23 protein-coding genes are annotated in these 24,919 nt (G+C 66.3%); 17 read left to right on the top strand and 6 right to left on the bottom strand.

Annotated elements, in window-relative coordinates; translation table 11 throughout:
- Nucleotides 1-4: 4 nt before the first annotated feature.
- From mmsB to dgoD, 9 genes are all read left to right on the top strand, one after another.
- Nucleotides 5-1,234, top strand: coding sequence for a multiple monosaccharide ABC transporter permease (gene mmsB, locus ACODSM_RS16485; protein ID WP_488806145.1), 1,230 nt, complete (start codon nt 5-7; stop codon nt 1,232-1,234).
- Entirely contained in the window at nt 1,234-2,784 is a 1,551-nt protein-coding gene (locus tag ACODSM_RS16490; protein WP_488806146.1) for a sugar ABC transporter ATP-binding protein, read from the top strand. The genes mmsB and ACODSM_RS16490 overlap by 1 nt, the downstream gene beginning before the upstream one ends.
- A complete protein-coding gene (locus tag ACODSM_RS16495) occupies nt 2,777-3,823 on the top strand; it encodes an ABC transporter permease (protein WP_488806148.1) in 1,047 nt (348 codons plus the stop codon). The genes ACODSM_RS16490 and ACODSM_RS16495 overlap by 8 nt, the downstream gene beginning before the upstream one ends.
- Nucleotides 3,820-4,857, top strand: a complete 1,038-nt coding sequence (gene yjfF / locus ACODSM_RS16500) for a galactofuranose ABC transporter, permease protein YjfF (protein WP_488806150.1) — start codon at nt 3,820-3,822, stop codon at nt 4,855-4,857. Before ACODSM_RS16495 ends, yjfF begins: the two co-directional genes overlap by 4 nt.
- Before the next feature lie 34 nt (nt 4,858-4,891).
- Entirely contained in the window at nt 4,892-6,625 is a 1,734-nt protein-coding gene (locus ACODSM_RS16505; protein WP_487262695.1) for an IlvD/Edd family dehydratase, read from the top strand.
- Between the two features lie 114 nt (nt 6,626-6,739).
- Entirely contained in the window at nt 6,740-7,678 is a 939-nt protein-coding gene (locus ACODSM_RS16510) for a dihydrodipicolinate synthase family protein (protein ID WP_488806153.1), read from the top strand.
- A gap of 11 nt (nt 7,679-7,689) precedes the next feature.
- On the top strand, nt 7,690-8,706 hold the full coding sequence (locus tag ACODSM_RS16515; protein WP_488806155.1) for a 2-dehydro-3-deoxygalactonokinase: 1,017 nt from the start codon (nt 7,690-7,692) through the stop codon (nt 8,704-8,706).
- 29 nt (nt 8,707-8,735) lie between these two features.
- Nucleotides 8,736-9,395 carry a 2-dehydro-3-deoxy-6-phosphogalactonate aldolase gene (locus ACODSM_RS16520; RefSeq protein WP_295944551.1) on the top strand — a complete coding sequence of 220 codons (660 nt, stop codon included), beginning with the start codon at nt 8,736-8,738 and terminating at the stop codon, nt 9,393-9,395.
- A gap of 57 nt (nt 9,396-9,452) precedes the next feature.
- Nucleotides 9,453-10,601 carry a galactonate dehydratase gene (gene dgoD, locus ACODSM_RS16525; RefSeq protein ID WP_488806157.1) on the top strand — a complete coding sequence of 383 codons (1,149 nt, stop codon included), beginning with the start codon at nt 9,453-9,455 and terminating at the stop codon, nt 10,599-10,601.
- A 228-nt stretch (nt 10,602-10,829) separates the two neighbouring features.
- On the opposite strand, the gene ACODSM_RS16530 is transcribed toward dgoD, so the two are convergent.
- Both ACODSM_RS16530 and ACODSM_RS16535 read right to left on the bottom strand, forming a co-directional pair.
- On the bottom strand, nt 10,830-11,003 hold the full coding sequence (locus tag ACODSM_RS16530; protein WP_488806159.1) for a hypothetical protein: 174 nt from the start codon (nt 11,001-11,003) through the stop codon (nt 10,830-10,832).
- A 6-nt stretch (nt 11,004-11,009) separates the two neighbouring features.
- Complete coding sequence (locus tag ACODSM_RS16535) at nt 11,010-11,753, bottom strand: sulfite exporter TauE/SafE family protein (protein ID WP_488806161.1); 744 nt, start codon at nt 11,751-11,753, stop codon at nt 11,010-11,012.
- A gap of 83 nt (nt 11,754-11,836) precedes the next feature.
- Here ACODSM_RS16535 and ACODSM_RS16540 point away from each other — a divergent pair, with 83 nt between their 5' ends.
- From ACODSM_RS16540 to ACODSM_RS16550, 3 genes are all read left to right on the top strand, one after another.
- Nucleotides 11,837-12,769, top strand: coding sequence for a LysR family transcriptional regulator (locus ACODSM_RS16540; RefSeq protein ID WP_488806163.1), 933 nt, complete (start codon nt 11,837-11,839; stop codon nt 12,767-12,769).
- Between the two features lie 400 nt (nt 12,770-13,169).
- Complete coding sequence (locus ACODSM_RS16545) at nt 13,170-14,063, top strand: hypothetical protein (protein WP_488806165.1); 894 nt, start codon at nt 13,170-13,172, stop codon at nt 14,061-14,063.
- Entirely contained in the window at nt 14,060-16,363 is a 2,304-nt protein-coding gene (locus ACODSM_RS16550; protein WP_488806167.1) for an ATP-dependent DNA helicase, read from the top strand. Before ACODSM_RS16545 ends, ACODSM_RS16550 begins: the two co-directional genes overlap by 4 nt.
- Before the next feature lie 245 nt (nt 16,364-16,608).
- Here ACODSM_RS16550 and ACODSM_RS16555 read toward each other — a convergent pair whose 3' ends face one another.
- Nucleotides 16,609-18,129, bottom strand: a complete 1,521-nt coding sequence (locus tag ACODSM_RS16555; protein ID WP_488806169.1) for a tripartite tricarboxylate transporter permease — start codon at nt 18,127-18,129, stop codon at nt 16,609-16,611.
- A gap of 10 nt (nt 18,130-18,139) precedes the next feature.
- The gene (locus ACODSM_RS16560) at nt 18,140-18,562 is read right to left on the bottom strand and encodes a tripartite tricarboxylate transporter TctB family protein (protein ID WP_015013799.1); all 423 of its coding nucleotides are present in this window, start codon (nt 18,560-18,562) and stop codon (nt 18,140-18,142) included.
- A gap of 152 nt (nt 18,563-18,714) precedes the next feature.
- On the opposite strand from ACODSM_RS16560, the gene ACODSM_RS16565 reads away from it, so the two are divergent.
- The 4 genes from ACODSM_RS16565 to ACODSM_RS16580 all read left to right on the top strand — a co-directional run bounded on the left by ACODSM_RS16565 (nt 18,715) and on the right by ACODSM_RS16580 (nt 22,310).
- Entirely contained in the window at nt 18,715-19,413 is a 699-nt protein-coding gene (locus ACODSM_RS16565) for a response regulator transcription factor (protein ID WP_110958940.1), read from the top strand.
- Nucleotides 19,394-20,884, top strand: coding sequence for a sensor histidine kinase (locus ACODSM_RS16570; protein ID WP_488806172.1), 1,491 nt, complete (start codon nt 19,394-19,396; stop codon nt 20,882-20,884). The genes ACODSM_RS16565 and ACODSM_RS16570 overlap by 20 nt, the downstream gene beginning before the upstream one ends.
- Nucleotides 20,881-21,654, top strand: a complete 774-nt coding sequence (locus tag ACODSM_RS16575; protein WP_309823676.1) for a YkgJ family cysteine cluster protein — start codon at nt 20,881-20,883, stop codon at nt 21,652-21,654. The genes ACODSM_RS16570 and ACODSM_RS16575 overlap by 4 nt, the downstream gene beginning before the upstream one ends.
- 119 nt (nt 21,655-21,773) lie before the next feature.
- On the top strand, nt 21,774-22,310 hold the full coding sequence (locus ACODSM_RS16580) for a hypothetical protein (protein WP_295940773.1): 537 nt from the start codon (nt 21,774-21,776) through the stop codon (nt 22,308-22,310).
- Between the two features lie 177 nt (nt 22,311-22,487).
- On the opposite strand, the gene ACODSM_RS16585 is transcribed toward ACODSM_RS16580, so the two are convergent.
- Nucleotides 22,488-22,919 (bottom strand): nuclear transport factor 2 family protein, encoded by a 432-nt coding sequence (locus tag ACODSM_RS16585; protein WP_295940770.1) that lies wholly within the window; start codon nt 22,917-22,919, stop codon nt 22,488-22,490.
- A complete protein-coding gene (locus ACODSM_RS16590) occupies nt 22,916-23,926 on the bottom strand; it encodes a zinc-dependent alcohol dehydrogenase family protein (RefSeq protein WP_488806176.1) in 1,011 nt (336 codons plus the stop codon). The genes ACODSM_RS16585 and ACODSM_RS16590 overlap by 4 nt, the downstream gene beginning before the upstream one ends.
- 109 nt (nt 23,927-24,035) lie before the next feature.
- Between ACODSM_RS16590 and ACODSM_RS16595 the strand changes: the two genes are divergently transcribed.
- Nucleotides 24,036-24,911: a LysR family transcriptional regulator gene (locus ACODSM_RS16595; protein WP_209819412.1), complete on the top strand. Its 876-nt coding sequence runs from the start codon at nt 24,036-24,038 to the stop codon at nt 24,909-24,911.
- Nucleotides 24,912-24,919 lie beyond the last annotated feature (8 nt).

Consider the following 24,919-nt stretch of genomic DNA (forward strand, 5'->3'; position numbering starts at 1 on the left):
CGAAATGAGCCAGACCACCCATCCCCCCGCCAGCACGCTGGCCGACGGCAGCCCGACAGCAGCGGCGCGGCACGACAAATCGCTGTTGCAGCACCTGCAGCACAACCTGCGCGAATACGGCATGTTGATCACGCTGGTGGCCATCATGGCCTTTTTCCAGTACATGACCGAGGGCACGCTGATGCAGCCCTTGAACCTGACCAACCTGGTGCTGCAGAACAGCTATATCGTCATCATGGCGCTGGGCATGCTGCTGGTCATCGTGGCCGGGCACATCGACCTGTCGGTGGGGTCGGTGTGTGGCTTCATCGGCGCACTGGCAGCGGTGCTGATGGTCGAATACAACTGGCACTTTGTGCCCGCCACGCTGGTGTGCCTGCTGTGCGGCGGCCTCATCGGCGCCATTCAAGGCGGGTTTGTGGCCTTCTCGCGCATCCCCTCGTTCATCGTCACGTTGGCGGGCATGCTGGTGTTCAAGGGCCTGGCGCTGGCGCTGCTGGCTGGTCAGTCGGTGGGGCCGTTCCCATCGGCGTTCCAGATGCTCAGCTCGGGTTTTATCCCCGACCTGTTCAGTGTGGAGGGGCTGCGCCTGACCTCGCTGCTGCTGGGCGCCGCAGTGGCCGCAGCCCTGGCCGTGGGTGGCCTGCGCCAGCGCGCCAACCGGCTGCGCCACGGCGTGCAGACAGAGCCTGCGGGTCTGTTCATCGCCCGCACCATCGTTTTTGGCGGGCTGCTGGTGTACTTCAGCTACCTCCTGGCCTCATACAAGGGCCTGCCCAACGTACTCATCGTGATGGCGCTGCTGATCGTGCTGTTCGACTTTGTCACCAGCCGCACGACCATCGGCCGCCGCATCTATGCCATGGGCGGCAACGAGAAGGCGGCCAAGCTCTCGGGCATCAAGACCGAGCGGCTTACGCTGTACGCCTTCATCAACATGGGCGTGCTGGCCGCCCTGGCCGGGCTGGTTTTTGCGGCGCGGCTCAACACCGCCACGCCCAAGGCGGGCCTGGGTTTTGAGCTGGACGTGATTGCGGCCTGCTTCATCGGCGGCGCATCGGCATCGGGCGGCGTGGGCAAGGTGATGGGCGCGGTCATCGGCGCCTTTGTGATGGGCGTGATGAACAACGGCATGTCCATCCTGGGCATCGGCATCGACTACCAGCAGGTCATCAAGGGCGTCGTGCTGCTGGCCGCCGTGCTCGTGGACGTTTACAACAAGAACAAAGCGTGATGACCCCCATGGACGCGTCCACCGCTCACGCCCCTGCTGCCGCGCCTGTGCTGCAGCTCTCGGGAATTCACAAGCAGTTTGCGGGCATCCCCGTGCTGCGCGATGTGCGGCTCAACCTCTACCCCGGCGAGATCCATGCGCTGATGGGGCAAAACGGTGCGGGCAAGTCCACGCTGATCAAGGTGCTGACGGGCGTGCTGGAGGCCAGCGGCGGGCAGATGCGGCTGGGCGGAGAAGCGGTGTGGCCGGACTCGCCGCTGGCGGCGCAGCGCCTGGGCATTAGCACCGTGTACCAGGAGGTCAACCTTTGCCCCAACCTCTCGGTGGCCGAGAACATCTTTGCGGGCCGCTACCCGCGCTGCGGCATCGCGCAGGGCTTTCGCATCGACTGGGCCACGCTGCACCAGCGCGCCCGCGATCTGGTGGCGCGCATCGGCCTACAGATCGACGTGACGCGCCTGCTGTCGGACTACCCCGTGGCCGTGCAACAGCTGGTGGCGATTGCGCGCGCACTCAGCATCGAATCGCGCGTGCTGATCCTGGATGAGCCCACCTCCAGCCTGGACGACGACGAAGTGCAAAAGCTCTTCGAGGTGCTTCGGCGCCTGCGCAGCGAGGGGCTGTCCATCGTCTTTGTGACGCATTTCCTGAACCAGGTGTATGCCGTTTCCGACCGCATCACCGTATTGCGCAACGGCAGCTGGGTGGGCGAGTGGCGCGCGCAGGACCTGGGCCCACAGGCACTGATCGCAGCCATGCTGGGCCGCGACCTGGCCGCAGCGTCGGAGCAACCCGCACCAGCGCCCTCCGTGGACAGCCGTCAAGCCACGCTGCTGCAAACCGAGGGCCTGGGGCAGGACACGCAACTGCAGCCGCTGGACCTGCAGATCCGTGCGGGCGAGGTGGTGGGCCTGGCGGGGCTGCTGGGCTCGGGCCGCACCGAGCTGGCGCGCCTGCTGTTTGGCCTGGAGCAGCCCGACCGGGGCGCGCTGCGCATCGACGGACAGGTGGTGAAGTTCGCCAACCCCATGGACGCGATCCGCCATGGCCTGGCCCTGTGCCCCGAAGAGCGCAAGACTGACGGCATCGTGGCCGAGCTGTCGGTGCGGGAGAACATTGCGCTGGCGCTGCAGGCGCGCATGGGTGTGAGCAAGTTCCTCTCGCGCGCTGAACAAACAGCCCTGGCCGAGCGCTATGTGAAGCTGCTGGGCATCAAGACCGAGAGTGTGGACAAGCCCATCGGCTTGCTCTCGGGCGGCAACCAGCAAAAGGCGATCCTCGCGCGCTGGATGGCCATCGAGCCGCGCCTGCTGATCCTGGACGAACCCACGCGCGGCATCGACGTGGCCGCCAAGCAGGAAATCATGGACCAGATCCTGCGCCTGGCCCAGGCGGGCATGGCGGTGCTGTTCATCTCTTCCGAAATGAGCGAGGTGGTGCGCGTGGCGCACCGCATCGTGGTGCTCCGCGACCGCCGCAAGGTGGGCGAGCTGCCTGCAGGCAGCAGCGAAGACGCCGTCTACGACCTGATTGCTGCCGAACATGTCTGAACGTTCCCCCTCCCTTCTGGTGGCCCTGCTGCGCCACCGTCTGGCCTGGCCCCTGATCACGCTGGCACTGCTGCTCATCGTGAACACGGTGTTCAACAGCAGCTTCCTACACATTGAATGGCGCGACGGACACCTGTACGGCAGCCTCATCGACATCCTGAACCGCGCCGCGCCACTAGTGCTGGTGTCGCTGGGCATGACGCTGGTGATTGCGACGCGCGGCATCGATATTTCGGTGGGTGCGACGGTGGCCATTGCAGCGGCCGTGGCAGCGTGGCTGATCGGCGGCTCGGTATCAGGCACCGAAAGCCGGTTTCCGCTCCCAGTCGCCATCCTGGGCGCCATTGGCGTGGCGCTGCTGTGTGGGCTGTGGAACGGCGTGCTGGTCGCCAAGGTGGGCATGCAGCCCATCATTGCCACGCTGATTCTCATGGTGGCGGGCCGGGGCATTGCCCAGCTCATCACCGACGGGCAGATCATCACCATTTACTACACGCCCTACTTCTTCATGGGCGGCGGGTACCTGGCAGGGCTGCCGTTCTCGCTGTTTGTGGTGGCTGTGGTCTTTGCAGTGCTGTACCTGGCTATCACGCGCACGGCGCTGGGCCTGTTCATCCAGGCTGTGGGCATCAACCCCACGGCAGCGCGCGTGGCGGGTGTGCAGGCGGGACGGCTTATCGTGGCGGCCTATGTGTTTTGCGGCGTGTGCGCGGGCATTGCGGGGCTGCTCATCAGCTCCAACGTGAAGAGTGCGGATGGCAACAACGCGGGGCAGTTGCTGGAGCTGGACGCCATCCTGGCTGTCACGCTGGGTGGCACGGCTCTCACCGGCGGGCGCTTCAGCCTGGTGGGCAGCGTGATTGGTGCGCTCATCATCCAGACGCTGACCTACGCCATCTACTCGCTGGGCGTGCCGCCCGAGATCAACCTGGTGGTCAAAGCTGTGGTGGTGTTCATCGTGATGCTGCTGCAGTCGCCCGAGTTCCGGGCGCAAGTCGGCGCGCTGGCACGCCGCCCCGGCGCGGGAGCTTTGCAATGAGCGCCGTGCCCAAGACTGCAGGCTTCAGCACCATGAGCCACCCTGCCCCACAGGCCACCGCCGCGCGCGCGCGGTTCAACCCCAAGTACCTGCCGCTGGCAGCCACCATCTCGCTGTTCGTGGCCATGGCCACGCTGGGTTCGGTGCTGTACACTGGGTTCTTCTCGGCCCAGGTTTTCCTCAACCTGCTGATCGACAACGCCTTCCTCATCATCGTGGCGGTGGGCATGACGTTCGTGATCCTGTCGGGCGGCATCGACCTCTCGGTAGGCTCGGTGGTGGCGCTGACCACCATGGTGCTGGCCGCGCTGGTGGAACACCGGGGCTGGAACCCCATGGTCGCCATCCCGCTGGTGCTGCTGATGGGCACAGCATTTGGCGCGTTCATGGGCTTCCTCATCGAACGCTTCAAGCTGCAGCCCTTCATCGTCACGCTGGCAGGCATGTTCCTGGCGCGGGGGCTGTGCTACCTGATCAGCATCGATTCCATCAGCATCACCCACGAGGGCTACTCCGAGCTGGCCCAGTGGCGCTTGCCGCTGTGGGAAGGCGCGTCCCTATCGCTGGGCGCGCTCATTGCCATCGCCGTGCTGCTGGTGGCCCTGTTTTTGGCGCACTGCACGCCGTTTGGCCGCAGCGTGTATGCGGTGGGCGGCAGCGAGCACTCGGCCGTGCTCATGGGCCTGCCGGTGCGCCGCACGCTCATTGGCGTGTACACGCTGTCGGGCTTTTGCTCGGCGCTGGCGGGCGTGGTGTTCACGTTCTACATGCTGTCGGGCTACGGCTTGCATGCCGTGGGCATGGAACTGGACGCAATTGCCGCCGTGGTCATTGGCGGCACGCTGCTCACGGGTGGCGTGGGCTATGTGGCGGGCACGCTGTTTGGCGTGCTCATGCTCGGAATCATCCAGACCCTGATTTCCTTCGACGGCACGCTCAGCTCCTGGTGGACACGCATCGTCGTTGGTGTGCTGCTGTTCGCTTTCTGTCTGCTGCAGCGGCTGCTTTCGCGCCGCTCGGGCAAGGCCCGTTGACCCTTCATTTCTCCTCTTTCTCTCGCACCCCACCATGACCACCCCCAAGCGCAAACTCCGCTCCGCCGAATGGTTCGGCACGGCCGACAAAAACGGCTTCATGTACCGCAGCTGGATGAAGAACCAGGGCATCCCCGACCACGCGTTTGACGGCCGCCCCGTGATCGGCATCTGCAACACCTGGTCCGAGCTGACCCCGTGCAACGCACACTTTCGCAAGATCGCCGAGCATGTGAAGCGCGGCATCTACGAGGCGGGTGGCTTCCCCGTCGAATTCCCGGTGTTCTCCAACGGCGAATCCAACCTGCGCCCCACGGCCATGCTCACGCGCAACCTGGCCAGCATGGATGTGGAAGAGGCCATTCGCGGCAACCCCATCGACGCGGTGGTGCTGCTGGTGGGCTGCGACAAGACCACACCGGCCCTGCTGATGGGCGCGGCCAGCTGCGATGTGCCCGCCATCGTGGTCACGGGCGGGCCCATGCTCAACGGCAAGCTCGACGGCAAGGACATCGGCTCGGGTACGGCCGTGTGGCGCCTGCACGAGTCACTCAAAGCCGGCGAGATCAACGAGCACCAGTTCTTCGCGGCCGAGGCCGGCATGTCCCGCTCTGCCGGCACCTGCAACACCATGGGCACGGCCAGCACCATGGCCTGCATGGCCGAATCGCTGGGCACTTCGCTGCCGCACAACGCAGCCATACCGGCGGTGGACTCGCGCCGGTATGTGCTGGCCCACATGTCGGGCAAACGGATCGTTGAAATGGCACACGAAGGGCTCACGCTCTCCAAGATCCTCACGCGCGAAGCCTTCGAGAACGCCATCCGCACCAACGCCGCCATCGGTGGCTCCACCAACGCGGTCATCCACCTGAAGGCCATCGCGGGCCGCATCGGTGTGCAGCTGGACCTGGAGGACTGGACGCGCATTGGCCGTGGCACGCCCACGCTGGTGGACCTGCAGCCCTCGGGCCGCTTCCTGATGGAAGAGTTCTACTACGCGGGCGGCCTGCCCGCCGTGCTGCGCCGCCTGGGCGAGAACGGCCTGCTGCCCCACCCCAACGCACTCACCGTCAACGGCAAGAGCCTGTGGGACAACGTGCGCGAAGCCCCGCAGTACAACGACGAGGTGATCCGCCCGATCAACAACCCGCTGATTGCCGACGGCGGCATCTGCATCCTGCGCGGCAACTTGGCGCCGCGTGGCGCGGTGCTGAAACCCTCCGCCGCCTCGCCCGAGCTGCTCAAGCACCGGGGCCGCGCCGTGGTGTTCGAGAACCTGGAGCACTACAAGGAACGCATCGTCGATGAAAACCTGGACATCGACGCCAGCTGCGTGATGGTGCTCAAGAACTGCGGCCCCAAGGGCTACCCCGGCATGGCCGAGGTGGGCAACATGGGCCTGCCCCCGAAGCTGCTGCGCCAGGGCGTGAAGGACATGGTGCGCATCTCCGACGCCCGCATGAGCGGCACCGCCTACGGCACCGTGGTGCTGCACGTGGCGCCCGAGGCGGCAGCCGGTGGCCCGCTGGCTGCTGTGCGCGATGGCGACTTCATTGAGCTGGACTGCGAGAACGGCCGCCTGCATCTGGACATCAGCGACGAGGAACTGGCAGCACGCCTGGCCGCATTGGCTGGCGCGGACAACGGCGGACGCGGCGGCTACCAGCGGCTGTATGTGGACCACGTACTGCAGGCGGACGATGGTTGCGACTTTGACTTCTTGGTCGGCTGCCGGGGGGCTGCTGTGCCCCGCCACTCGCATTGATGTGCCCCAACTGAGGCGCTCGCCGCAGTCAAATGCTACAGATTCAATAGCTACCAGCGCTTATTCGATTAGCGCTAGAGACATATTTCACTCAAATTCTTACCCGCACCCGCCATGCCAGCCACCCATTCCCTCCAGAACCCTCGCTACCGCGGCATCTTCCCCGTGGTGCCCACCACGTTCCACGAAGACGGCACGCTCGACCTCGACAGCCAGAAGCACTGCCTCGACTTCATGATCGACGCCGGTGTAGACGGCGTCTGCATCCTGGCCAACTTCTCTGAGCAGTTCTCGCTATCGGACGCCGAGCGCGAAGTCCTCACCCGCACATCGCTGGAGCATGTGGCAGGCCGTGTGCCGGTGATCGTCACCACCACCCACTACGGCACCCGCGTGTGCGCCGAGCGCAGCCGCGCCGCGCAGGACATGGGCGCGGCCATGGTGATGGTCATGCCGCCCTACCACGGTGCCACCTTCCGCGTGCCCGAGGCGCAGATCTACGAGTTCTATGCCCGTGTGTCCGATGCGATCCGCATCCCGATCATGGTGCAGGACGCGCCCGCCAGCGGCACCGTGCTGTCGGCCCCCTTCCTGGCCCGCATGGCGCAAGAGATTGAAAACCTGGCCTACTTCAAGATCGAAGTGCCCGGTGCCGCCAGCAAGCTGCGCGAGCTGATCCGCCTGGGCGGCGACGCCATCGAAGGCCCGTGGGACGGCGAAGAGGCCATCACCCTGCTGGCCGACCTGGATGCGGGCGCCACGGGCGCGATGACGGGCGGCGCGTTCCCCGACGGCATTCGCCCCATCATTGAGGCGCACCGCCAGGGTGACATGGACCAGGCGTTTGCGCTGTACCAGCGCTGGCTGCCGCTCATCAACCACGAAAACCGCCAGGGCGGCATCCTCACGGCCAAGGCACTGATGAAGGAAGGCGGCGTGATCACCTGCGAGGCAGGCCGCCACCCCTTCCCGACCATGTACCCCGAGGTGCGGCGCGGCCTGATCGATATCGCGCGGCGGCTGGACCCGCTCGTTCTGCGCTGGGCGCGTTAAGCAGGACACCCATGGTGCCTGCACGTTTTCTGGTGCCCGCCGAGGCGGGCCTGATCGCCCTGGACTGGGGCACCAGCGCATTGCGCGCCTTCCGCATGGGCGCGCATGGCGAGGTGCTGGAAACGCGGCACCGCCCCTGGGGCATCATGAACCTGCCCCCCGCCACCGCGAGCGTGGCAGACGGCGAGCCCGGCGCCGCGTTTGAACGCGCACTGCAAGACACCTGCGGCGACTGGCTGGCCGCCACACCCGGCCTGCCTCTGCTGGCCTGCGGCATGGTGGGCAGCGCGCAGGGCTGGCGCGAGGCCAAGTACCTGCCGACGCCCACCTCGCTCGATGCACTGGCGCGGGGCCTGACGCTGGTGGCGCGGCGCGACGGCCCGCCGCTGCACATCGTGCCGGGCTTGTTGCAGCAGGGCGCACTGCCCAACGTGATGCGCGGCGAAGAAACCCAGGTGCTGGGGGTGCTGGCAGGCCTTGCACTGCCTCCGGATGGGCTCGTGCTCATCGGCCTGCCCGGCACCCACAGCAAATGGGTGCTGGCACGCCGGGGCCGCATCGAGCAGTTCCACACCTTCATGACCGGCGAGGTGTTTGCCGCGCTGCGCGGCCACACCATTCTGGGCAAGACCATGCAGGCTGCACCGGCCCCCGACGACGATGCCTTTGCGCGCGGGCTGGAGGTGGCGCGGGGCAGCGATGCCGCGCTGGGACTGCTCTCGCACATCTTCAGCACCCGCACGCTGGGGCTGACCGGCGCGCTGGCGCCTACCGCGCAAGCGGACTACCTCTCGGGCCTGCTGATCGGGCACGAGGTCGCCAGCCTGAGCCGCGCACAGGATCAAACCCCAACAACACCACCAACGCTGGTGCTGTGCGGCGAGCCCGACCTGTGCCGCCGCTACGCCGTCGCGCTGCAGACCTACGGCTTTGCCGCACCCACCATCGCCACGCAGGCCACGGCCACCGGGCTGTGGCAGATCGCGCTGGCGGCAGGGCTGGTCGTTGCGCCCGCGCCCTCCTCCTAACACCCCTTCACCGCCGGGAGCCTGGCTGCATGAACCCCATCGACAAATCCCTGTTCCACATCCTGCAGCGCTGCGGGCTCATCGCCATCCTGCGCGGTGTGCAGCCGCACGAGGTGGTGGCCATCGGCCATGCGCTGTACGACGCAGGGTTTCGCATCATCGAAGTGCCACTCAACTCGCCCGAGCCGCTGGCCAGCATCCGCGCGCTGCGCGATGCGCTGCCCGCCGACTGCCTCGTGGGTGCAGGTACGGTGCTCTCCATCGATGCCGTGGCCGATGTGGCCGCAGCCGGTGGGCAGATCATCGTCATGCCCCACAGCGACCCCGACGTGATCCGCGCCGCGCGCGCCGCTGGCATGGCCTGCGCGCCCGGCGTGGCCACGCTGACCGAGGCCTATGCCGCGCTGGCGGCCGGGGCCAACATGCTCAAGCTCTTCCCGGCCGAAGCGCTGCCGCCCCACGTGCTCAAGGCCTGGCGCGCCGTCATCACGCCGCCCATGGCGCTGGTGCCCGTGGGCGGCATCGTGCCGGAGAGCATCGCGCCGTATGCCGCCGCTGGTGCCAGCGGCTTTGGCCTGGGCTCGGCCCTGTACCGGCCGGGTGACCAGGCTCCCGAAGTGGCGCACAAGGCTGCTGCGTTTGCACGGGCATGGCAGGCGTCGTTTGGCAACTCGCCCGCCACCGCCTGAACTCTCCCCCACTCGTCTCCAACAACTCCGCGCTTCGCAACGCATTGCACTGCCCCCATGAAGATCATCCGACTCACCACGTTCATCGTCCCGCCACGCTGGTGCTTTCTCAAAATAGAAACCGACGAAGGCATCACCGGCTGGGGTGAGCCTGTGCTGGAGGGCCGCGCCCACACCGTGGCTGCTGCGGTCGATGAGTTGGCCGACTACCTCGTCGGCAAAGACCCGCGCCACATCGAAGACCATTGGACCGTGCTGTACCGGGGCGGCTTCTACCGGGGTGGCGGCGTGCACATGAGCGCACTGGCGGGCATCGACCAGGCGCTGTGGGACATCAAGGGCAAGGCGCTGGGCGTGCCCGTGTCCCAGCTATTGGGTGGCAATGTGCGCAGCCACATCAAGGTCTACAGCTGGATCGGCGGCGACCGACCCAGCGAGACCGCTGCCGCCGCGCAAGCCGCCGTAGCGCGCGGCTTCACGGCCGTGAAGATGAACGGCACCGAAGAGGTGCAGTACGTGGACAGCTACGACAAGGTGGAGCGCTGCCTGCAAAACGTGGCCGCCGTGCGCGAGGCCGTGGGCCCCAATGTGGGCATCGGCGTGGACTTCCACGGCCGCGTGCATCGGCCCATGGCCAAGGTGCTGGTCAAGGAGCTGGAGCCCTACAAGCTCATGTTCATCGAAGAGCCTGTGCTGAGCGAACACGAAGAAGCACTGAAGGAGATTGCGCGCATCTCGTCCACCCCCATCGCCCTGGGCGAGCGCCTGTACTCGCGCTGGGACTTCAAGCGCGTACTGCAAGGCGGCTATGCCGACATCATCCAGCCCGACCCCTCGCACGCAGGCGGCATCACCGAAACCCGCAAGATCGCCAGCATGGCCGAGGCCTACGACGTGGCCCTGGCCCTGCACTGCCCGCTGGGCCCCATTGCCCTGGCCGCCAACCTGCAACTGGACGCGGTTTGCTACAACGCCTTCATCCAGGAGCAGAGCCTGGGCATCCACTACAACCAGACCAACGACTTGATGGACTATGTGTCCAACCCCGAGGTGTTTGCGTACCAGGATGGCATGGTGGCCATCCCCACCGGGCCCGGGCTAGGGATTGAGGTGAACGAAGACTATGTGCGCGAGCGGGCGCAGCAGGGGCACCGGTGGAGGAACCCGGTGTGGCGGCACCGGGATGGGAGCTTTGCAGAGTGGTGAGGGGGTTGAGCGCCTTGTTATTGATGCGGCGCGGTTTGTTTCAGAGTATCGATGGCGCTGTACCTCAGCTTGCCCAGGGCTACGGCAACCCCGGCCCGAACGGGGCTCATGAATGGACTGCGCCAGATCAACAGGCCAGGAGCAGACGCGCGGTTTCATCTTTCGAACGCTTGCTGGTACGTGGATGACTCACTCCTGCTCTGAGAAAATCAGAGCGGCTTGGGCAAATCACAGGCTGCAAAAAAGCGCCACACGAGCTTCATCAAGCACCTCGACAAGCTCATCTGCAACAAACTGTCTGCTTCCGATTTCAAGCAAACCTTCGCCTTGCAACACATGTGCCAGCCGGTAAGCCCGCTCTAACAAGGCAGCGGCCTCAAGCAACTCCTTTTGTCCGCTCATGCTGTGTCAGTGTGCCTGGATCAGGTTGGCTGCACCCAATCCGAGGAACACCATAAAAAGCGCCTTCTGGAAGACGGGACCGACAAGGCGGCGACGTAGCAGCTCACCAAGCTTGAGCCCGCTCAATGCGCCGATCAATGCTCCACCGACTGCAATAGCAACAGACGACGAGATCAACCCCAAAGAGGCGGACATCTGCACTTTCATGGCGAGCGACAGAGTGGCCACGGTGAATGAAAGGCCCAGCGCTTGCACCATCTCGTCCTTGCCCAGCCGCAGCGTCTGCAAGTAGGGAACCCAGGGCAATACGAAGACGGCCGTGAGTGCCGTCACGAACCCAGTGGCCGCGCCTGTCGGCAGGCTGAGCCATTTGCTGGTGAGTGAAAGATCGGGCAGCTGAGGTCGCCACAAGCCCCAGATGCCATAGGCCATGAGAATCCCGCCCAGCCAGCCCTTGGTCGTTTGTGCGGAAACGGCGTCCCCCAGACCGGGCGCACTCACAGTCACGATCGCGATTGCCAGCCAACCGGGCCACAGCCGGGATACCAGTGAGCGTAGGTGAGGGCCACGGCATTGCGCGATATTGGTTGCCAGCGAGGGTATGACCAACAGTGCGGCCGCTTGCACCGGGGGCATCCACAGCCCGAGCAAACTCACGGCCACTGTAGGCAGCCCCATGCCGGTGACGCCCTTCACACCACCGGCCAGAACGAAAACAACGACCACCATCAAGAGCTGCAATATGTCCATGCCCTATGGTGTCCGCATGGCCCAAGTGCTGTCCATCGGATAGCAGTGAACAGATCCTTCGCGTATTCCGTAGGATGGCGGTCATGAGTACCCCTAAGCGCCGCACCACGGATTACCGCGTTGATCCGTTTGACCTGCACCTCTTTGCCGCCGTGATGGAGCATGGAACCATCACTGCCGCTGCTTCGTCCGTGAATCTGTCGTTGGCTGCGGCCAGCGCTCGCCTCAAGGGTCTTGAAGACGCAACCGGTTCGCAGTTGTTGGAGCGGTCCAAGTCGGGCGCAATACCCACCGATGCGGGACGCGCTCTGCTGCGCCATGCCAACCGCGTGCTGGCTGAGCTCGAATCGCTGCATGTAGAGATGGCGAGCTTTGGTCATGGATTGCGCGGGACCGTTCGGCTGCTGTGCAACACAGCCGCCATGTCCGAGAGCCTTCCGCGCACGATTGGCCAATTCTTGGTGAAGACCCCTGATCTTGATGTGGACGTGCAAGAGCTTTCGAGCGAGGCGGTCGTAGAGGCATTGCGCCGTGGCACTGCCGATCTGGGCATCGTCGCCGATTACGTGGACACCTCTGGGCTGCTTGCGCAGCCATGGGTCGATGACCGTCTGGTGGCACTCTTGCCAAAGCGCTGGTCTTTGGGCCGCCGCCGTTCCGTGGCGTATGGCGAATTGCTAGAGCATCCCTTTGTGGGTTTGGCCCGGGAGAGTGGACTCAGCCGCTTTCTGGCAGCCCAGGCCAGTCGCAGTGGCCGGGTCCCGCGCCATCGGGTGCGTCTGGGCGGATTTGACGCTGTCGCGCAATTGGTAGCCGAAGGCGTGGGAGTGGCGGTCATGTCCGAGAGCGCGGCTGCGCGCTTTGCCAAGTCCGGCACCCAGATCCTAGGGCTATCTGATGCTTGGTCTCGGAGAAAGCTGCTCGTTTGCATGACACCGGCAGGCAGTGAACTGCCCAGCGTGAGCGCGCTGGCCAATGCGCTGCTGACGGCGCGACCGCAGGTTGGGAACCGGTGAGCAGAGGACGTTGGCAGGGTATGGGATAAGGATTGCTGTTGCCCGGTAGCCTGCTATCAGCGTCAGAACACTGACCGGCTGCAAACCCTGCGCTGCAGCCTCACGCAACCGCTTTCAATTTTCCTGCGGCATAGACGGCCACGCGACAACAACTTCCGGTTGTTAGCCCAATGGCGGGCAGGAGCGTCCTCATTCAGGCCCCTGGTGACTCATTGCTTCTCCCTCGGAATGTCACCGTGGGGATGCTCACATTTCAATAGCTGTTAGCCCCACCCATATTGCGCCAGGTGCCGATCACACCCCCAACTCCTCTGCAACCCTGTTCTACCCTTGTCCAAAAAACAGTCCCTCCCAGACACTGTGATTAAAATCAGTGTGACGCCAGCCCACCCACCCTGCCATGACGGCGCTGCCCTCCCCCACTTCGGACTCCCCGCCCTCCACCCCGATCACCCGCTTTCACCGCACCCGCCTGATGCAGATCTGGCGCTCGGCAGGCTGGCCGTGCAAGGATGGGCTGGAGATTGACCTGCTGGCTGCGGGCCTCATCAGTCTGCACATTGCGGCCGATGGTTGCGAAACCCTGCGCCTCACCGACGAAGGCATCCGCACCCTGGCGCAGGCCCGCCAGCGTGGCGTGCGGGCGCTGAGCCTGCACGACCGGCTGGGGCAGAAGTTTGCAGCGCAGTTGCTGGCTTCGGGGCGCATCGTATGGACCGAACTGTCACTGCGCGCGGTGATCGACACCGTGCCGATGGGGGATGTGCTGCTGCCTGCGGCCACGGCCGATGCACCCACCAACACCGCGCCCGCCGTGGCGCCGCTGTGGGCCGAGGATGACCACGCCCCCGCTGCCCGCGCCGCCGCCAACGTGTGGCGCATGGCCCGGCCTGATCTTTTCTCGGTGCGCAACACCTCTGTGCCCGCCTACCTGCAGCCCATGGTGCATGAGGTGAAGGCCAGCCGGTCCGACTTGCTGTCGGACCTGCGGCACGATGCCAAGCGGCAGGCCTATCAGGGGTTGTGCGAGGAGTGCTACTACGTGTTCCCGGCGGGCATAGCCGAGCCCGAAGAGATCCCCGAGCACTTCGGCATCTGGGTATTGCACGGCAGCGTGGAGGACGGGCGCTTTGAGCTCCTGCGCCCCGCGCGGCACAACCGCTGCACCCTGCCCTTTTCTGTGTGGATGGCGCTGTGCAAAGCCACGCCGCTGCGCAGCGATGACGACATGGCTCAGACCCATTTGGGAGAGCCTGCTCCTCCCGCCACCGACACCTCGACCACCCCGCCATGACCTACACCGTGGCGGTGCGCGAGTTGTGCGAGTTCACCGCCAAGCAAGGCGACCTGGACCTGCGCTTTACGCCCGCACCCACCGCGCTGGAGGGCATGGCGGGTCATGCGGTGGCAGCGTCGCGCCGGGGTGCAGGCTACCGCGCAGAGGTGGCACTGAGCGGCAGTTACCAAAGCCTGCGCGTGCGCGGCCGGGCCGATGGCTACGACCCCGAGCAGCAGCGCATCGACGAGGTCAAGACCTTCAAAGGGCGGCTGGACCGCCAACCCGCATCGCACCGCCATCTGCACTTGGCGCAGGCCAAGGTGTATGGCTGGCTGCTGTGCGAGCAGGAGCAGCTGGCGTACATCGACGTGGCCCTGGTGTATCTGGACGTGGGCACGCAGCAGGAGACGGTGTTCACCGAACGCTGCAGCGCGGCTGACCTGCGCCAGCACTTCGAGGCCCAATGCCAGCGCTTCATTGCCTGGGCCGAACAGCAGGTGGCCCACCGTGCCGCACGCGACGCGGCACTGACCACCTTGGCGTTTCCCTTTGGCGACTTTCGCACCGGCCAGCGCCCGCTGGCCGAGGCCGTGTACAAGGCGGCCGTGGCCGGCCGCTGCCTGCTGGCCCAGGCGCCCACGGGCATTGGCAAGACCATGGGCACGCTGTTTCCGCTGCTCAAGGCTGCGCCTGCGCAGCACATCGACAAGGTGTTCTTTCTGGCCGCCAAAACCTCGGGAAGGCAGATGGCGCTGGATGCGCTGGCGCGCCTGTCCAACAGCGCTCCCGCGCTGCCGCTGCGCGTGCTGGAGCTGGTGGCGCGCGACAAGGCCTGTGAGCACCCCGACAAGGCCTGCCACGGCGAATCCTGCCCGCTCGCCCGGGGCTTTTACGACCGGCTGCCTGCCGCACGCGCCGCTGCGGTGGCCACCAATATCGAAGGAAAAACCGCCCCCGCTTTGCAACAAGCCCGCGTGCGTGAGGTGGCCCTGCAGCACGATGTCTGCCCCTACTACCTGAGCCAGGAGCTGGCCCGCTGGGCCGATGTGGTGGTGGGCGACTACAACTACTACTTTGACCTGGGCGGGCTGCTGCACGGCCTGGCCCAGGCCAACCAGTGGCGCACGGCGCTGCTGGTGGACGAAGCCCACAACCTGGTGGAGCGCGGACGCAAGATGTTCACCGCCGAGCTGCACCCCGCCGCCCTGGCCCAGGCCCGCAGCAGCCCCACCGCTGCGCAGCACCCGCCGGTGAAGAAGGCATTGGACAAGGTGCGCCGCGCCTGGGTGGCGCTAGACAAGGCGCACCCGGCCACGTACACGGTGCTCGAAACTTTCCCCGACAAGCTGCTGGCCGCGCTGCAGCAGTGCACCACCACGCTCACCGAACACTTCACCGACAACCCCACCGAGCCGGACGGTGCGCTGCAAACGTTCTACTTCGACGCCCTGCACCTGCAGCGCATTGCCGACTTGCTGGATGCGCATTCGATGGTGGACATCACCCAAGCTTCCGCCGCCCACCATCAGCGAGCCTCCAAATCCGGCGATTCCGTGGTCTGCATCCGCAACGTGGTACCCGCCCCCTTTCTGCAACCGCGCCTCGTTGCGGCACACACCAGCACCTTGTTCTCGGCCACGCTGCAGCCCGCGCGCTACTACGCCGATCTGCTGGGCCTGCCCGACGATCATGTGTGGGTGGATGTGGAATCGCCCTTTGCCGCGCAACAGCTGCAGGTGCAGGTGGCGCGCTCCATCTCCACGCGCTACCCGCACCGCGCGGCATCGCTGGCACCGATTGCGGCGCTGATGGCGCAGCAGTTCCGTGCACGGCCCGGCAACTACCTGGCGTTTTTCAGCAGCTATGACTATCTGCAGCAGGCGGCCACGCTGTTTGCGCAGCAGCACCCCGATGTGCCGCACTGGTGCCAGTCGCGCCGCATGCTGGAAGGCGAGCAGCGCGAATTTCTGGGCCGCTTCACCGACAGCAGCCAGTGCATTGCCTTTGCCGTGCTGGGCGGTGCGTTTGCCGAGGGCATCGACCTGCCGGGCAAGCGCCTCATTGGCGCCTTTCTGGCCACGCTGGGCCTGCCGCAGCTCAACCCCGTCAACGAGCAGATCCGCGAGCGCATGCAGGCGTTGTTTGGCGCGGGCTACGACTACACCTACCTGTACCCCGGCCTGCAAAAGGTAGTGCAGGCCGCGGGCCGCGTGATCCGCACGCCCAGCGATGAAGGCGTAGTGCACCTGATGGATGACCGGTTTGCGCAGGCCCAGGTGCGTGCGCTGCTGCCCACATGGTGGCGGGTGGACTGAAAGCCTGAGAGGCTGAGAGTCTTTTGCCTATGCCCGCCTTGCACGCCATAACCCCACTGCTCGTCGTTGCCAATGCGCGCCATAGCCCGAGCCATGGCTGTGCTTTGCGCCTCGATCAGCGGTGTTATGGCGCACCTTTCGGGCACTGGCAAAAAACTCTCAGCCTCTGAGCAAAAAAAAGGCCGGTCACCCAGTGGGGACCGGCCTTGCAAAGGCCGCCATGGCGGCACACAGAGAGTCAATCGTCAGGAGGCAACAGGCTCCGCCACCGCCACCGCCAGTTCCTTGGCCTTGCCACGCTGGCGGAAGAACGACACCGTCTGCCACAGGATGAACGCAGCGATCAGGCTGATCAGCGTGCCGCTGATGGGGCGGTTGATGAACACTTCAAAGCTGCCGCGCGACAGCAGCATGGAGCGGCGGAAGTTCTCCTCCAGCATGGGGCCCAGGATGAAGCCCAGCATCAGCGGTGAAGGGTCCATCTCCAGCCGCATGAACAGATAGCCCAGCGCACCAAACGCCACGGTGATGAACACGTCGTCCAGGTTGTTGTTGATGCTGTAGGTGCCGATGCAGCAGAAGAACAGAATCGCCGGGAACAACACGTTGTACGGAATCTTGAACACTGACAGCCAGTAGCGCACCAGAGGCACGTTCAGCACCAACAGGAAGCAGTTGCCAATCCACATGCTGGCTACCAGGCCCCAGAACAGTTCGGGGTGGCCGGCAATCATGTTGGGGCCGGGCTGGATGCCCTTGATGATGAACGCGGCCATCATCAGTGCCATCACGGCGTTCTCGGGGATACCGATGCTCATCAGCGGGATGAAGCTGGTGCGTGCAGCCGCTTCGTCCGCAGCAGCCTGGCCAGCCACGCCTTCGATGCAGCCGGTGCCGATTTCATCGCGATACTTGCTGACCTTCTTGTCCAGCGCATAGGCGGCAAACTGGGCAATCACGGGGCCGCCACCGGGCAAGATGCCCAGGATAGAGCCCACCACGCTGCCACGCAGCGCGCTGGGGATGATGCGCTTGAACTCAGGCCAGGTGGGCATGAGCTTGATCTTGCCGTTGAAGGGCGAGCGCTCGTCGCGCGAGTCGAGGTTCTTGGCGATTTCGGCAATGCCGAAGCAGCCCAGCGCAATGCTCACAATGCCCACGCCGTCGGCCAGGAAGGGAGCGTCCCACGTGAAGCGGGCCAGGCCACTGTTCACGTCGGTGCCGATAGAGCCCAGCAGCACACCCACCATGCACATGGCCAGGCCATTGAGCAGGCTGCCCGTGGTCACAAAGCTCACGCACACAAAGCCCACCAGCATCAGCGCGCAGTAGTCGGCAGGGCCAAACAAGAAGGCCACCTCGCCCAGGCTGGGCGCCAAGAACGCCAGTACCACGATGGCTACCGTGCCCCCGATGAAGCTGGAGAACCCTGCGGTGAACAGGGCCAGCCCCGTTTTCCCTTTCAGCGTCATCGCATACCCGTCGATACACGCCACGATACTGCTGGCATGCGGGATCTTCATGGTGATGGCGCTCACGCTGTCACCGTATTGGGCACCGTAGTAGATACCGGCCAGCATGATGAGTGCGCCGGTGGTGTCGATAGAGTAAGTCAGTGGCAGCAGCAAACTGATGGTGGCCAACGGGCCCAGGCCCGGCAGCAGGCCCACCAGGGTGCCCACGGTGCAGCCCAGGGCGCAGAACATCAGGTTCTGCAACGTCAGTGCGTGGCTGAAGCCAAACGCGAGGTTGTTCAAGACTTCCATGGCGGTGACCTCAGTACAGCGGCAGGCTCACGCCCAGCAGCTTTTGGAATGCAAACGCGATGGCGACCAGCACCGCAGCGATCTTCAGGTTGCGCTTCCACGAGTACGACGTACCCGCAAAGCCCGAGCAGAACACCAGAAACACGATGCCCGCGATCATGTTCACAAAGTGCGACAGTGCTGCAAAGCCGCACAGGCTGCCCAGAATGATGGCGATGTTGCGCACCTGAAAGTCCATGGGCACCGGCGCCACCAGGCGCGCGCGCACCACGGTGATGACCCCGATCACAAACAGCATGCAGCTGACGATGAACGGGAACATGCCCGGCCCGGCGCGGCCAAGCGTCCCCAGCGAATAGCTCAGGGACGGCAGGCCGAAGCCCAGCGCCAGAGCCATGAGGGCAAAGCCTCTGAGTAGATTGCGGTTGATCATGAAAAGGTTGTCTCCTGATGGGCTTGACGACCCCATCCGGCGGTGCAAACGGCGCGCAGGGCTGGGGTATGCTGACGGGCAGACTATCCCCATCGAACCTGATCGCAGGCTGATCTTGGCCATGCGTAATTTCACGTAGAACCCCGACCTCCATGCGCCTCCTCCTGGTGGAAGACGACCCGGTGCTCAGCCGCACCATGGCCCAGGGCCTCGAAAACGCGGGCCACCGCGTCGAGCTGGCCCATACCGTCGAAGAAGCCCAGCACTGGTGGGCCGTACAGGCTTTCGACGCCGTGCTGCTGGACCTGAACCTGCCCCACGCTGCCCACGCACGCAGCGGCCTGGGCAGCGGCCTGACGGCCCTGCGCGCCGCCCGTGCGCGCGGCGACCGCACCCCGGTGCTGGTGCTCAGTGCCCGCGACAGCACCGAGGAGCGCATCGCCGGGCTGGACGCTGGCGCCGACGACTACCTGGGCAAACCCTACGAGCTCAAAGAGGTGGAAGCCCGCCTGCGCGCCCTGCTGCGGCGCGCCAGTGGTACCGCCGACATCGTCACCGTGGGCCAACTGGTGCTGGACCGCCAGGCGCGCCGCGTCAGCGTGGCCGGGCAGCCGCTGGAGCTGCCCGCGCGCGAATTCGACCTGCTGTGGGAACTGATGACCCCACCCGGCCGCGTGCTGAGCAAGGGCGACCTGTCCTCGCGCCTGTCGGACGGCAGCGAGGTGGTGGGAGAGAACGCACTGGAGGCGTCATTCTCCCGCCTGCGGCGCAAGATTGCCGGCAGCGGCGCGGCCATCCGCACGCTGCGCGGACTGGGCTACGTGCTAGAGGATGACGTTGGCCAGCCCTGAACCCGGCACCGCACCGCTGCACCCGCAGCCGCCCGACCTGCGCCAGCGCATAGGCCGGCGCGTGCTGCTGTCGCTGGTGCTGATCTGGGGGCTGGGCAGCACCGTGGTGCTGGGCGTGGGCAACCACTTTGTGGCCGAGGCGTTTGACCGCGCCTTGCTGGACGACGCCCACGCGCTGGCGGCCCATGTGCGCGGCGGCCAGGCGGCTGACCCACCAGGCACCCCGCTGCAACTCGACCTCACCCCGCGCGAGGTGGGCCTGCTGCGTTTTGACCAGAGCGAAACCGTGTGGTTTGCGGTGTATGCCGCCGACGGCGGTTTCATCGCTGGCGACTCGCACCTGGCGCCGGGCGTGGTGGCGGCGGGCAGCAGCCACGCGTTTTCGCACCTCTCGCAAGACGGGCGCGAGATGCGGCGCGCCACCTTGCAGATTGCGGGGCCGCCGTCGTTCACCGTCGTCATCGCGCAGACCACGGCCGAGCGCACGCAGCTGCTGCGCCGGTTGCTGGTGTACTCGGGCCTCGCCCAGCTGTGGCTGCTGGTGGTGTTGGGGTCATGGCTGCTGCGCGGCATAGAGCGCGACCTGCACCCGCTGGGGGCGCTGCAAGACGCCATGGACCAGCGCGACGCCGCCGACCTGCAACCCCTGCCGCCCACTCTGACGCAGCAGGCCAGCAACAGCGACGTGCAACGCCTGGGCGTGGCCCTGGACGGCTTGCTGGCACGCGTGCAGCAAAGCTTGCATGCGCAGCGCGAGTTTGCGGGCAATGTGGCGCATGAGCTGCGCACCCCGCTCGCTGGCATCCGCGCCCAGGCCGCCCACGCGCTGGCCCACAACGACCCTGCCGTCTGGCGCAGCGAAATCGAAGGCATCGCACAAGCCGAACAGCGCGCCAGCCGCACCGTGGACCAGTTGCTCGCCCTGGCCCGTGCGGCCGAGGGCGGCATTGCACTGACCTTGCAGCCCTTGGCCTTGCACACCCTGGTGCGCGACGTGCTGCTGCGCTACCTGCCCCGCGCCGATGCACTAGGGGTAGACCTGGGCGCCGAGGGCCTGGACCAGGCCGTGGTGGTGCGGGGCAACATCGCGCTGGTGGAAGGCATCCTGAACAACCTGCTGGACAACGCACTGCGCTACGGGCGCGGCACGCCGCCCCGCATCACCGTGGCGCTTCACACCGAGCCAGGCTTTGGCGTGCTGCGCGTGACCGACAACGGCCCCGGCGTGGACGCAGCGCTGGCGCAGCAGCTGCAACAGCGCTGGGCGCAGGGCGACCAAGGCCAGCGCCTGGGCCAGGGCGCGGGGCTGGGCCTGGCCATCGTGGCGCGGTATGTGCAGTTGATGGAAGGACGGCTGGAGCTGGCGTCCGCCAGCGACACGGCGGACGGGTCAGGCCTGGCGGCCAGTGTGTGGCTGCCGCTGGCGCCCAGCGCGTCGGCCCCATCCAGCACGCCCCCCACATTCCCATGACGAGCCCGCCCGACCCAGCACTGACCGAGGCAGAGCAAGCGGCCTTCCTGCAGTCCATCGCCCGCGTGCGCAGCGCGGCCGGGCAGGCCTTGCGGGCGGTTCAGGCCCACGCCATGCAGGGCGCAGCAGCCCATGGCACCGACACCAACGCCGCCACCCAGGCCGCCGAAGCCACCGAGCCCGCAGCCCAGGCCGCCGTCGATTTCATCGCACAACTGCACAAGGGCCTGGATACCGTGGCAGAACAAGCCCGCGCCACCGGCCCCCAGCCAGCATGCCAAGCGGGCTGCGCGCACTGCTGCCACCTGCGCGTGGAGGCGACGGAGCCCGAGGTGCTGCACATCGCCCAGCACCTGCACACGCTGCCCGGTGCGGACCAGGCCACAACCACGCTGCGCCTGCAGCAGCACGTCGCGGCGGCAAGCGCGGGCAGCACACGCCAGCCCTGCAGCTTCCTCGTCAATGATCGGTGTGCCATCTACAGCGTGCGCCCTGCCGCCTGCCGCAAGGCGCATTCCTTGTCGGCTGCGCACTGTGCAGAGCAATCGCCCACCATCCCGCAAAACCTGCGCCTGCTGGTGGACGCCGAAGCGCTGATGGCCGGCACCGCCCTCGCCTACCGCGACCAATCCTTGCCCGCCCGCGCCCACGAACTCAATGCGGCGGTGTTGGCCGCGCTGGACAGCACCGTTGCCACGCCGCCCAGCGCCCTGCTGCGCTGGTACCGGGGTGATGAAGGCGCGCTGGCCCTGCGCGGCACGCCGCCGTAAAAGCCTGTGCGCCTTGATATCCGTCAAGACCCGCCGCAGCCAGCCGCCCACAATGCAGCCAGCCCGCAGCAGACTGGTCGTGCGGCCAAACTGCGCAACGAACCACCGCCTCACGCCCGATGACCCAGCCCCCAATCCGCTCCTGCGCCCTCCTCCACCTGGCAGCCGCTGCCGCCGTGGTGGCGGGCCTCGCAGGCTGCAGCAAGCCCGAAGCCACCGGCCCCGCCACCACCAGCTTCGATGCCATCACCACCGCCTGCACCCAGTTCCTGGCCGCACGGCAACCCCATGTGCTGCCCGGCGCAGCGGGCGACTGGACCCTGACCGGATACAGCCCCGCCCTGGTCCAGCCCGAAGTCACGCGCACCGAATCCACCGTGACGCCTTATGTGGGCAAGCTCGTCATCAAGGACAACGAGGCCCAGGCCCACGCACCGACGCAAGCCGCTGCCCAGGCCATCACCCTCACCCCGGCACACCTGCTGTCCAACCGCACGCACACCTTCATCTACAGCTTTGACGGCCAGCAGTGGCGCTGGCAGAACGGGCAGCGGCTGACGAAGATACCGGGGCAGAACGACCGGCTGGAGGCCGTGACGTTGGCGGATGTGTCAGCAGCAGGGCCCAGGGGGTTTGCGGGGTGCTTGCCGCGCTAAGCCGGATCAAAATGCTCTCTTTTCGATAGCTGCCACGGCATGATTCACTAGCGCCTCAGGCTGTTTTCGCTCAAATTCCGCTTCAACACAGCCCAACGCTGCCTCGTGCAGCCCGGTGCAGCCTGGCGTCGTACGCCAGCCCGGAGGGTGGTCGCGCCACCAAGCCATTCACACCGCTCATTCCAGGTCGGCATCCAGCCGGGCGATCAAGCCCAGCGCATCCACGGTGATGTCCAGGTTGCCGATCTCATGACCAAAATCCCCCGTGAAGTCCACCCGCACCCTCGCGCGCTGCGGCCCCAGGCGTTGCATCGACAGGAACCGGGTCACCGTCTGGTAGCCAACGAAGTACTGCTCGACATAGCGGCGTATTCCGGCATGGCCATCAAATCGGTGGCCCGTGGAGGGGTCGTCGATCACGGCGTCATGCGCAAAAAGGCCGAGCACCTGCTCCACCGCAAACGCATTGGTGGCGGCGATCAAAGCATCGGCCACGCGCCGCAGGTGTTCGTGCGTGGGGTCCATCGCGCCAAACCGCAGGCCTGCTGGATCGCCCCTGCTGGCTGGCGCGCTGTCGCGTTCTGCCAAAGTCTGACGCGGCTTGCTCATGGCAGCACGCTCACCACCACCTTGCCGCGGGCACGGCCCTCGGCGACCAGAGCGTGTGCCGCTTCGGCCGTATCCAGCGTGAAGCTGGTCGGGTCCAGCAACGGCACCAGTTGCCCCGCTTCCGCAAGCGTGGTGGCCTGCTCCATGATCTCGCCATGGTGTTCGCGAAACTCCCCGGTGAGGATGGGAAGCAGCGTGAACACGCCCGAGAAGGTCGCGCCCCGGAACGACAGGGGCGCCAGCTTGTGGGTGCCCCAGCCCAGCGACGTCACCACATGGCCCGAGTAGCGGCGGACGGCCACAAACGACGCATCCAGCACCGGCCCCCCGACGGTGTCGTAAACGATATCGAAACCCTGGCGGTCGGTGAACGCGTTGACATAGGCCTCGACCGAGGTTGCTTCATGGTCGATGGGCGTCGCGCCCAGAGACCGGATGTAACCGGCCTGCGCCGCCGTGCCCGTGGCGAACACTTCGGCACCCCGCGCGCGGGCCAGCTGCACGGCCACATGGCCCACGCCACCGGCGCCGCCGTGCACCAGCACCTTGTGCCCGCTGCGCACGTTGGCGCGGTCCACCAGGCCCTCCCAGGCAGTGATGAAGACCAGCGGCAAGGCCGCTGCCTGGCGCATCGTCAGCCGGCCTGGCTTGTGGGCCAGCAGCCGGGCATCCACCGCAGCGTATTGCGCCAGGCTGCCTTGCAGCCCGCCGATGCCGCCGGTAAAGCCATACACCGCATCCCCTACCTTGAAGCGAGAGACGCCCTGCCCTACCTCCGCCACCACGCCCGCGAGGTCCATGCCCAGAACGGCGGGCAGTGGCTGCTGGGCGTGCTCGGCAGCGCCGGCGCGGATCTTGGTGTCCAGCGGGTTCACGCCGCTGGCGTGGATGCGGACAAGCACCTGGCCCGCAGCGGCCTGCGGCCGGGGCAGCCAGGTAGGGGTCAATGCGCCGTTGGGGGCGGCGAGCACCAGGGCCTGCATGGTGGGGGCGGTAGAGGTGGACATGGCGTTTTCCTTCGTGGGGTTGAACAGTGCCGCCAGTTTTCACCTTTCGCTTTTGAATGAAAAGCCACAATATTGAAACCTTTCCATTCACTTTTGTATGATGCAGCCGATGAACTGGGATGACGTACAGGTGTTCTTGGCCATTGCCCGGCACGGCACGCTGGGTGCCGCAGGCCGTGCCCTCCAACAAAGCCAGCCCACCATGGGCCGCAGGCTGAAGGCGCTGGAGCATTCTTTGGGTCACACCCTGTTTCAGCGGACCTCCGAGGGCTTTGTCTTGACCGACGAAGGTGCCGCCGTGCTGCGCCACGCCGAGGGCATGGAGGCTCAGGCGCTGTCGTTCTCCCGCCAGCTGGACGGCGCGGACCAGCAGCTGGAAGGCGCGCTGCGGGTATCAACCTCTGACTGGTTTGGCCTGCACGTGCTGGCGCCGCTGTGCGCAGCTTTCACTCACCACCACCCCCGCGTCAGCATCGAACTCCTGACCGATGCACGCCTCTTCAGCCTGGCGCGCCGCGAGGCGGATCTGGTGGCACGCATCGTTCCCTTTGACGAGCCCGATGTCATACAGCGCAGGCTGATGCATGTGCCCTACGCGCTGTACATGCAGCGTGGTGCGGACATGCCCACAGACGGCGCGGACGTTCGCCTCATCACCATGGACCTGGGCTTCAGCGAGATGCCGGACGCGGCCTGGCTGCGCGAGGCCTTTCCATCGGCGCGCATCGCTTTCCGCAGCAACAACCGGCACGTGCAGGCCGTGGCCTGCGCATCCGGAGCGGGCCTGGCCGTGCTGCCCTGCCCCTTGGGGGATTCGCACCCCGGCCTGCAAAGGCTGGAAAGTACCCCGGCCCCACCAGGGCGCGACGTGTGGCTGGGCTATCACCGGGACCTGCGCAGGGTGCCTCGGCTGCGCGCTCTGGTGGAGATGCTGATGCAAGCGCTGAGCCCTGCCCAGAGCGATGCCGGCGACCAGGGCGGCTGACACAGCGC

It is taken from the genome of Acidovorax sp. FG42 (assembly GCF_057809195.1).

Coding starts and splice junctions, on each gene's coding strand:
- ACODSM_RS16505 (WP_487262695.1), top strand. CDS start 4,892: ATGACCACCCCCAAGCGCAAACTCCGCTCCGCCGAATGGTTCGGCACG.
- ACODSM_RS16540 (WP_488806163.1), top strand. CDS start 11,837: ATGAGTACCCCTAAGCGCCGCACCACGGATTACCGCGTTGATCCGTTT.
- ACODSM_RS16575 (WP_309823676.1), top strand. CDS start 20,881: ATGACGAGCCCGCCCGACCCAGCACTGACCGAGGCAGAGCAAGCGGCC.
- ACODSM_RS16490 (WP_488806146.1), top strand. CDS start 1,234: ATGACCCCCATGGACGCGTCCACCGCTCACGCCCCTGCTGCCGCGCCT.
- ACODSM_RS16585 (WP_295940770.1), bottom strand. CDS start 22,919: ATGAGCAAGCCGCGTCAGACTTTGGCAGAACGCGACAGCGCGCCAGCC.
- ACODSM_RS16570 (WP_488806172.1), top strand. CDS start 19,394: ATGACGTTGGCCAGCCCTGAACCCGGCACCGCACCGCTGCACCCGCAG.
- ACODSM_RS16580 (WP_295940773.1), top strand. CDS start 21,774: ATGACCCAGCCCCCAATCCGCTCCTGCGCCCTCCTCCACCTGGCAGCC.
- ACODSM_RS16495 (WP_488806148.1), top strand. CDS start 2,777: ATGTCTGAACGTTCCCCCTCCCTTCTGGTGGCCCTGCTGCGCCACCGT.
- mmsB (WP_488806145.1), top strand. CDS start 5: ATGAGCCAGACCACCCATCCCCCCGCCAGCACGCTGGCCGACGGCAGC.
- ACODSM_RS16595 (WP_209819412.1), top strand. CDS start 24,036: ATGAACTGGGATGACGTACAGGTGTTCTTGGCCATTGCCCGGCACGGC.
- ACODSM_RS16590 (WP_488806176.1), bottom strand. CDS start 23,926: ATGTCCACCTCTACCGCCCCCACCATGCAGGCCCTGGTGCTCGCCGCC.
- dgoD (WP_488806157.1), top strand. CDS start 9,453: ATGAAGATCATCCGACTCACCACGTTCATCGTCCCGCCACGCTGGTGC.
- ACODSM_RS16515 (WP_488806155.1), top strand. CDS start 7,690: ATGGTGCCTGCACGTTTTCTGGTGCCCGCCGAGGCGGGCCTGATCGCC.
- ACODSM_RS16530 (WP_488806159.1), bottom strand. CDS start 11,003: ATGAGCGGACAAAAGGAGTTGCTTGAGGCCGCTGCCTTGTTAGAGCGG.
- ACODSM_RS16560 (WP_015013799.1), bottom strand. CDS start 18,562: ATGATCAACCGCAATCTACTCAGAGGCTTTGCCCTCATGGCTCTGGCG.
- ACODSM_RS16520 (WP_295944551.1), top strand. CDS start 8,736: ATGAACCCCATCGACAAATCCCTGTTCCACATCCTGCAGCGCTGCGGG.
- ACODSM_RS16545 (WP_488806165.1), top strand. CDS start 13,170: ATGACGGCGCTGCCCTCCCCCACTTCGGACTCCCCGCCCTCCACCCCG.
- yjfF (WP_488806150.1), top strand. CDS start 3,820: ATGAGCGCCGTGCCCAAGACTGCAGGCTTCAGCACCATGAGCCACCCT.
- ACODSM_RS16565 (WP_110958940.1), top strand. CDS start 18,715: ATGCGCCTCCTCCTGGTGGAAGACGACCCGGTGCTCAGCCGCACCATG.
- ACODSM_RS16510 (WP_488806153.1), top strand. CDS start 6,740: ATGCCAGCCACCCATTCCCTCCAGAACCCTCGCTACCGCGGCATCTTC.
- ACODSM_RS16550 (WP_488806167.1), top strand. CDS start 14,060: ATGACCTACACCGTGGCGGTGCGCGAGTTGTGCGAGTTCACCGCCAAG.
- ACODSM_RS16535 (WP_488806161.1), bottom strand. CDS start 11,753: ATGGACATATTGCAGCTCTTGATGGTGGTCGTTGTTTTCGTTCTGGCC.
- ACODSM_RS16555 (WP_488806169.1), bottom strand. CDS start 18,129: ATGGAAGTCTTGAACAACCTCGCGTTTGGCTTCAGCCACGCACTGACG.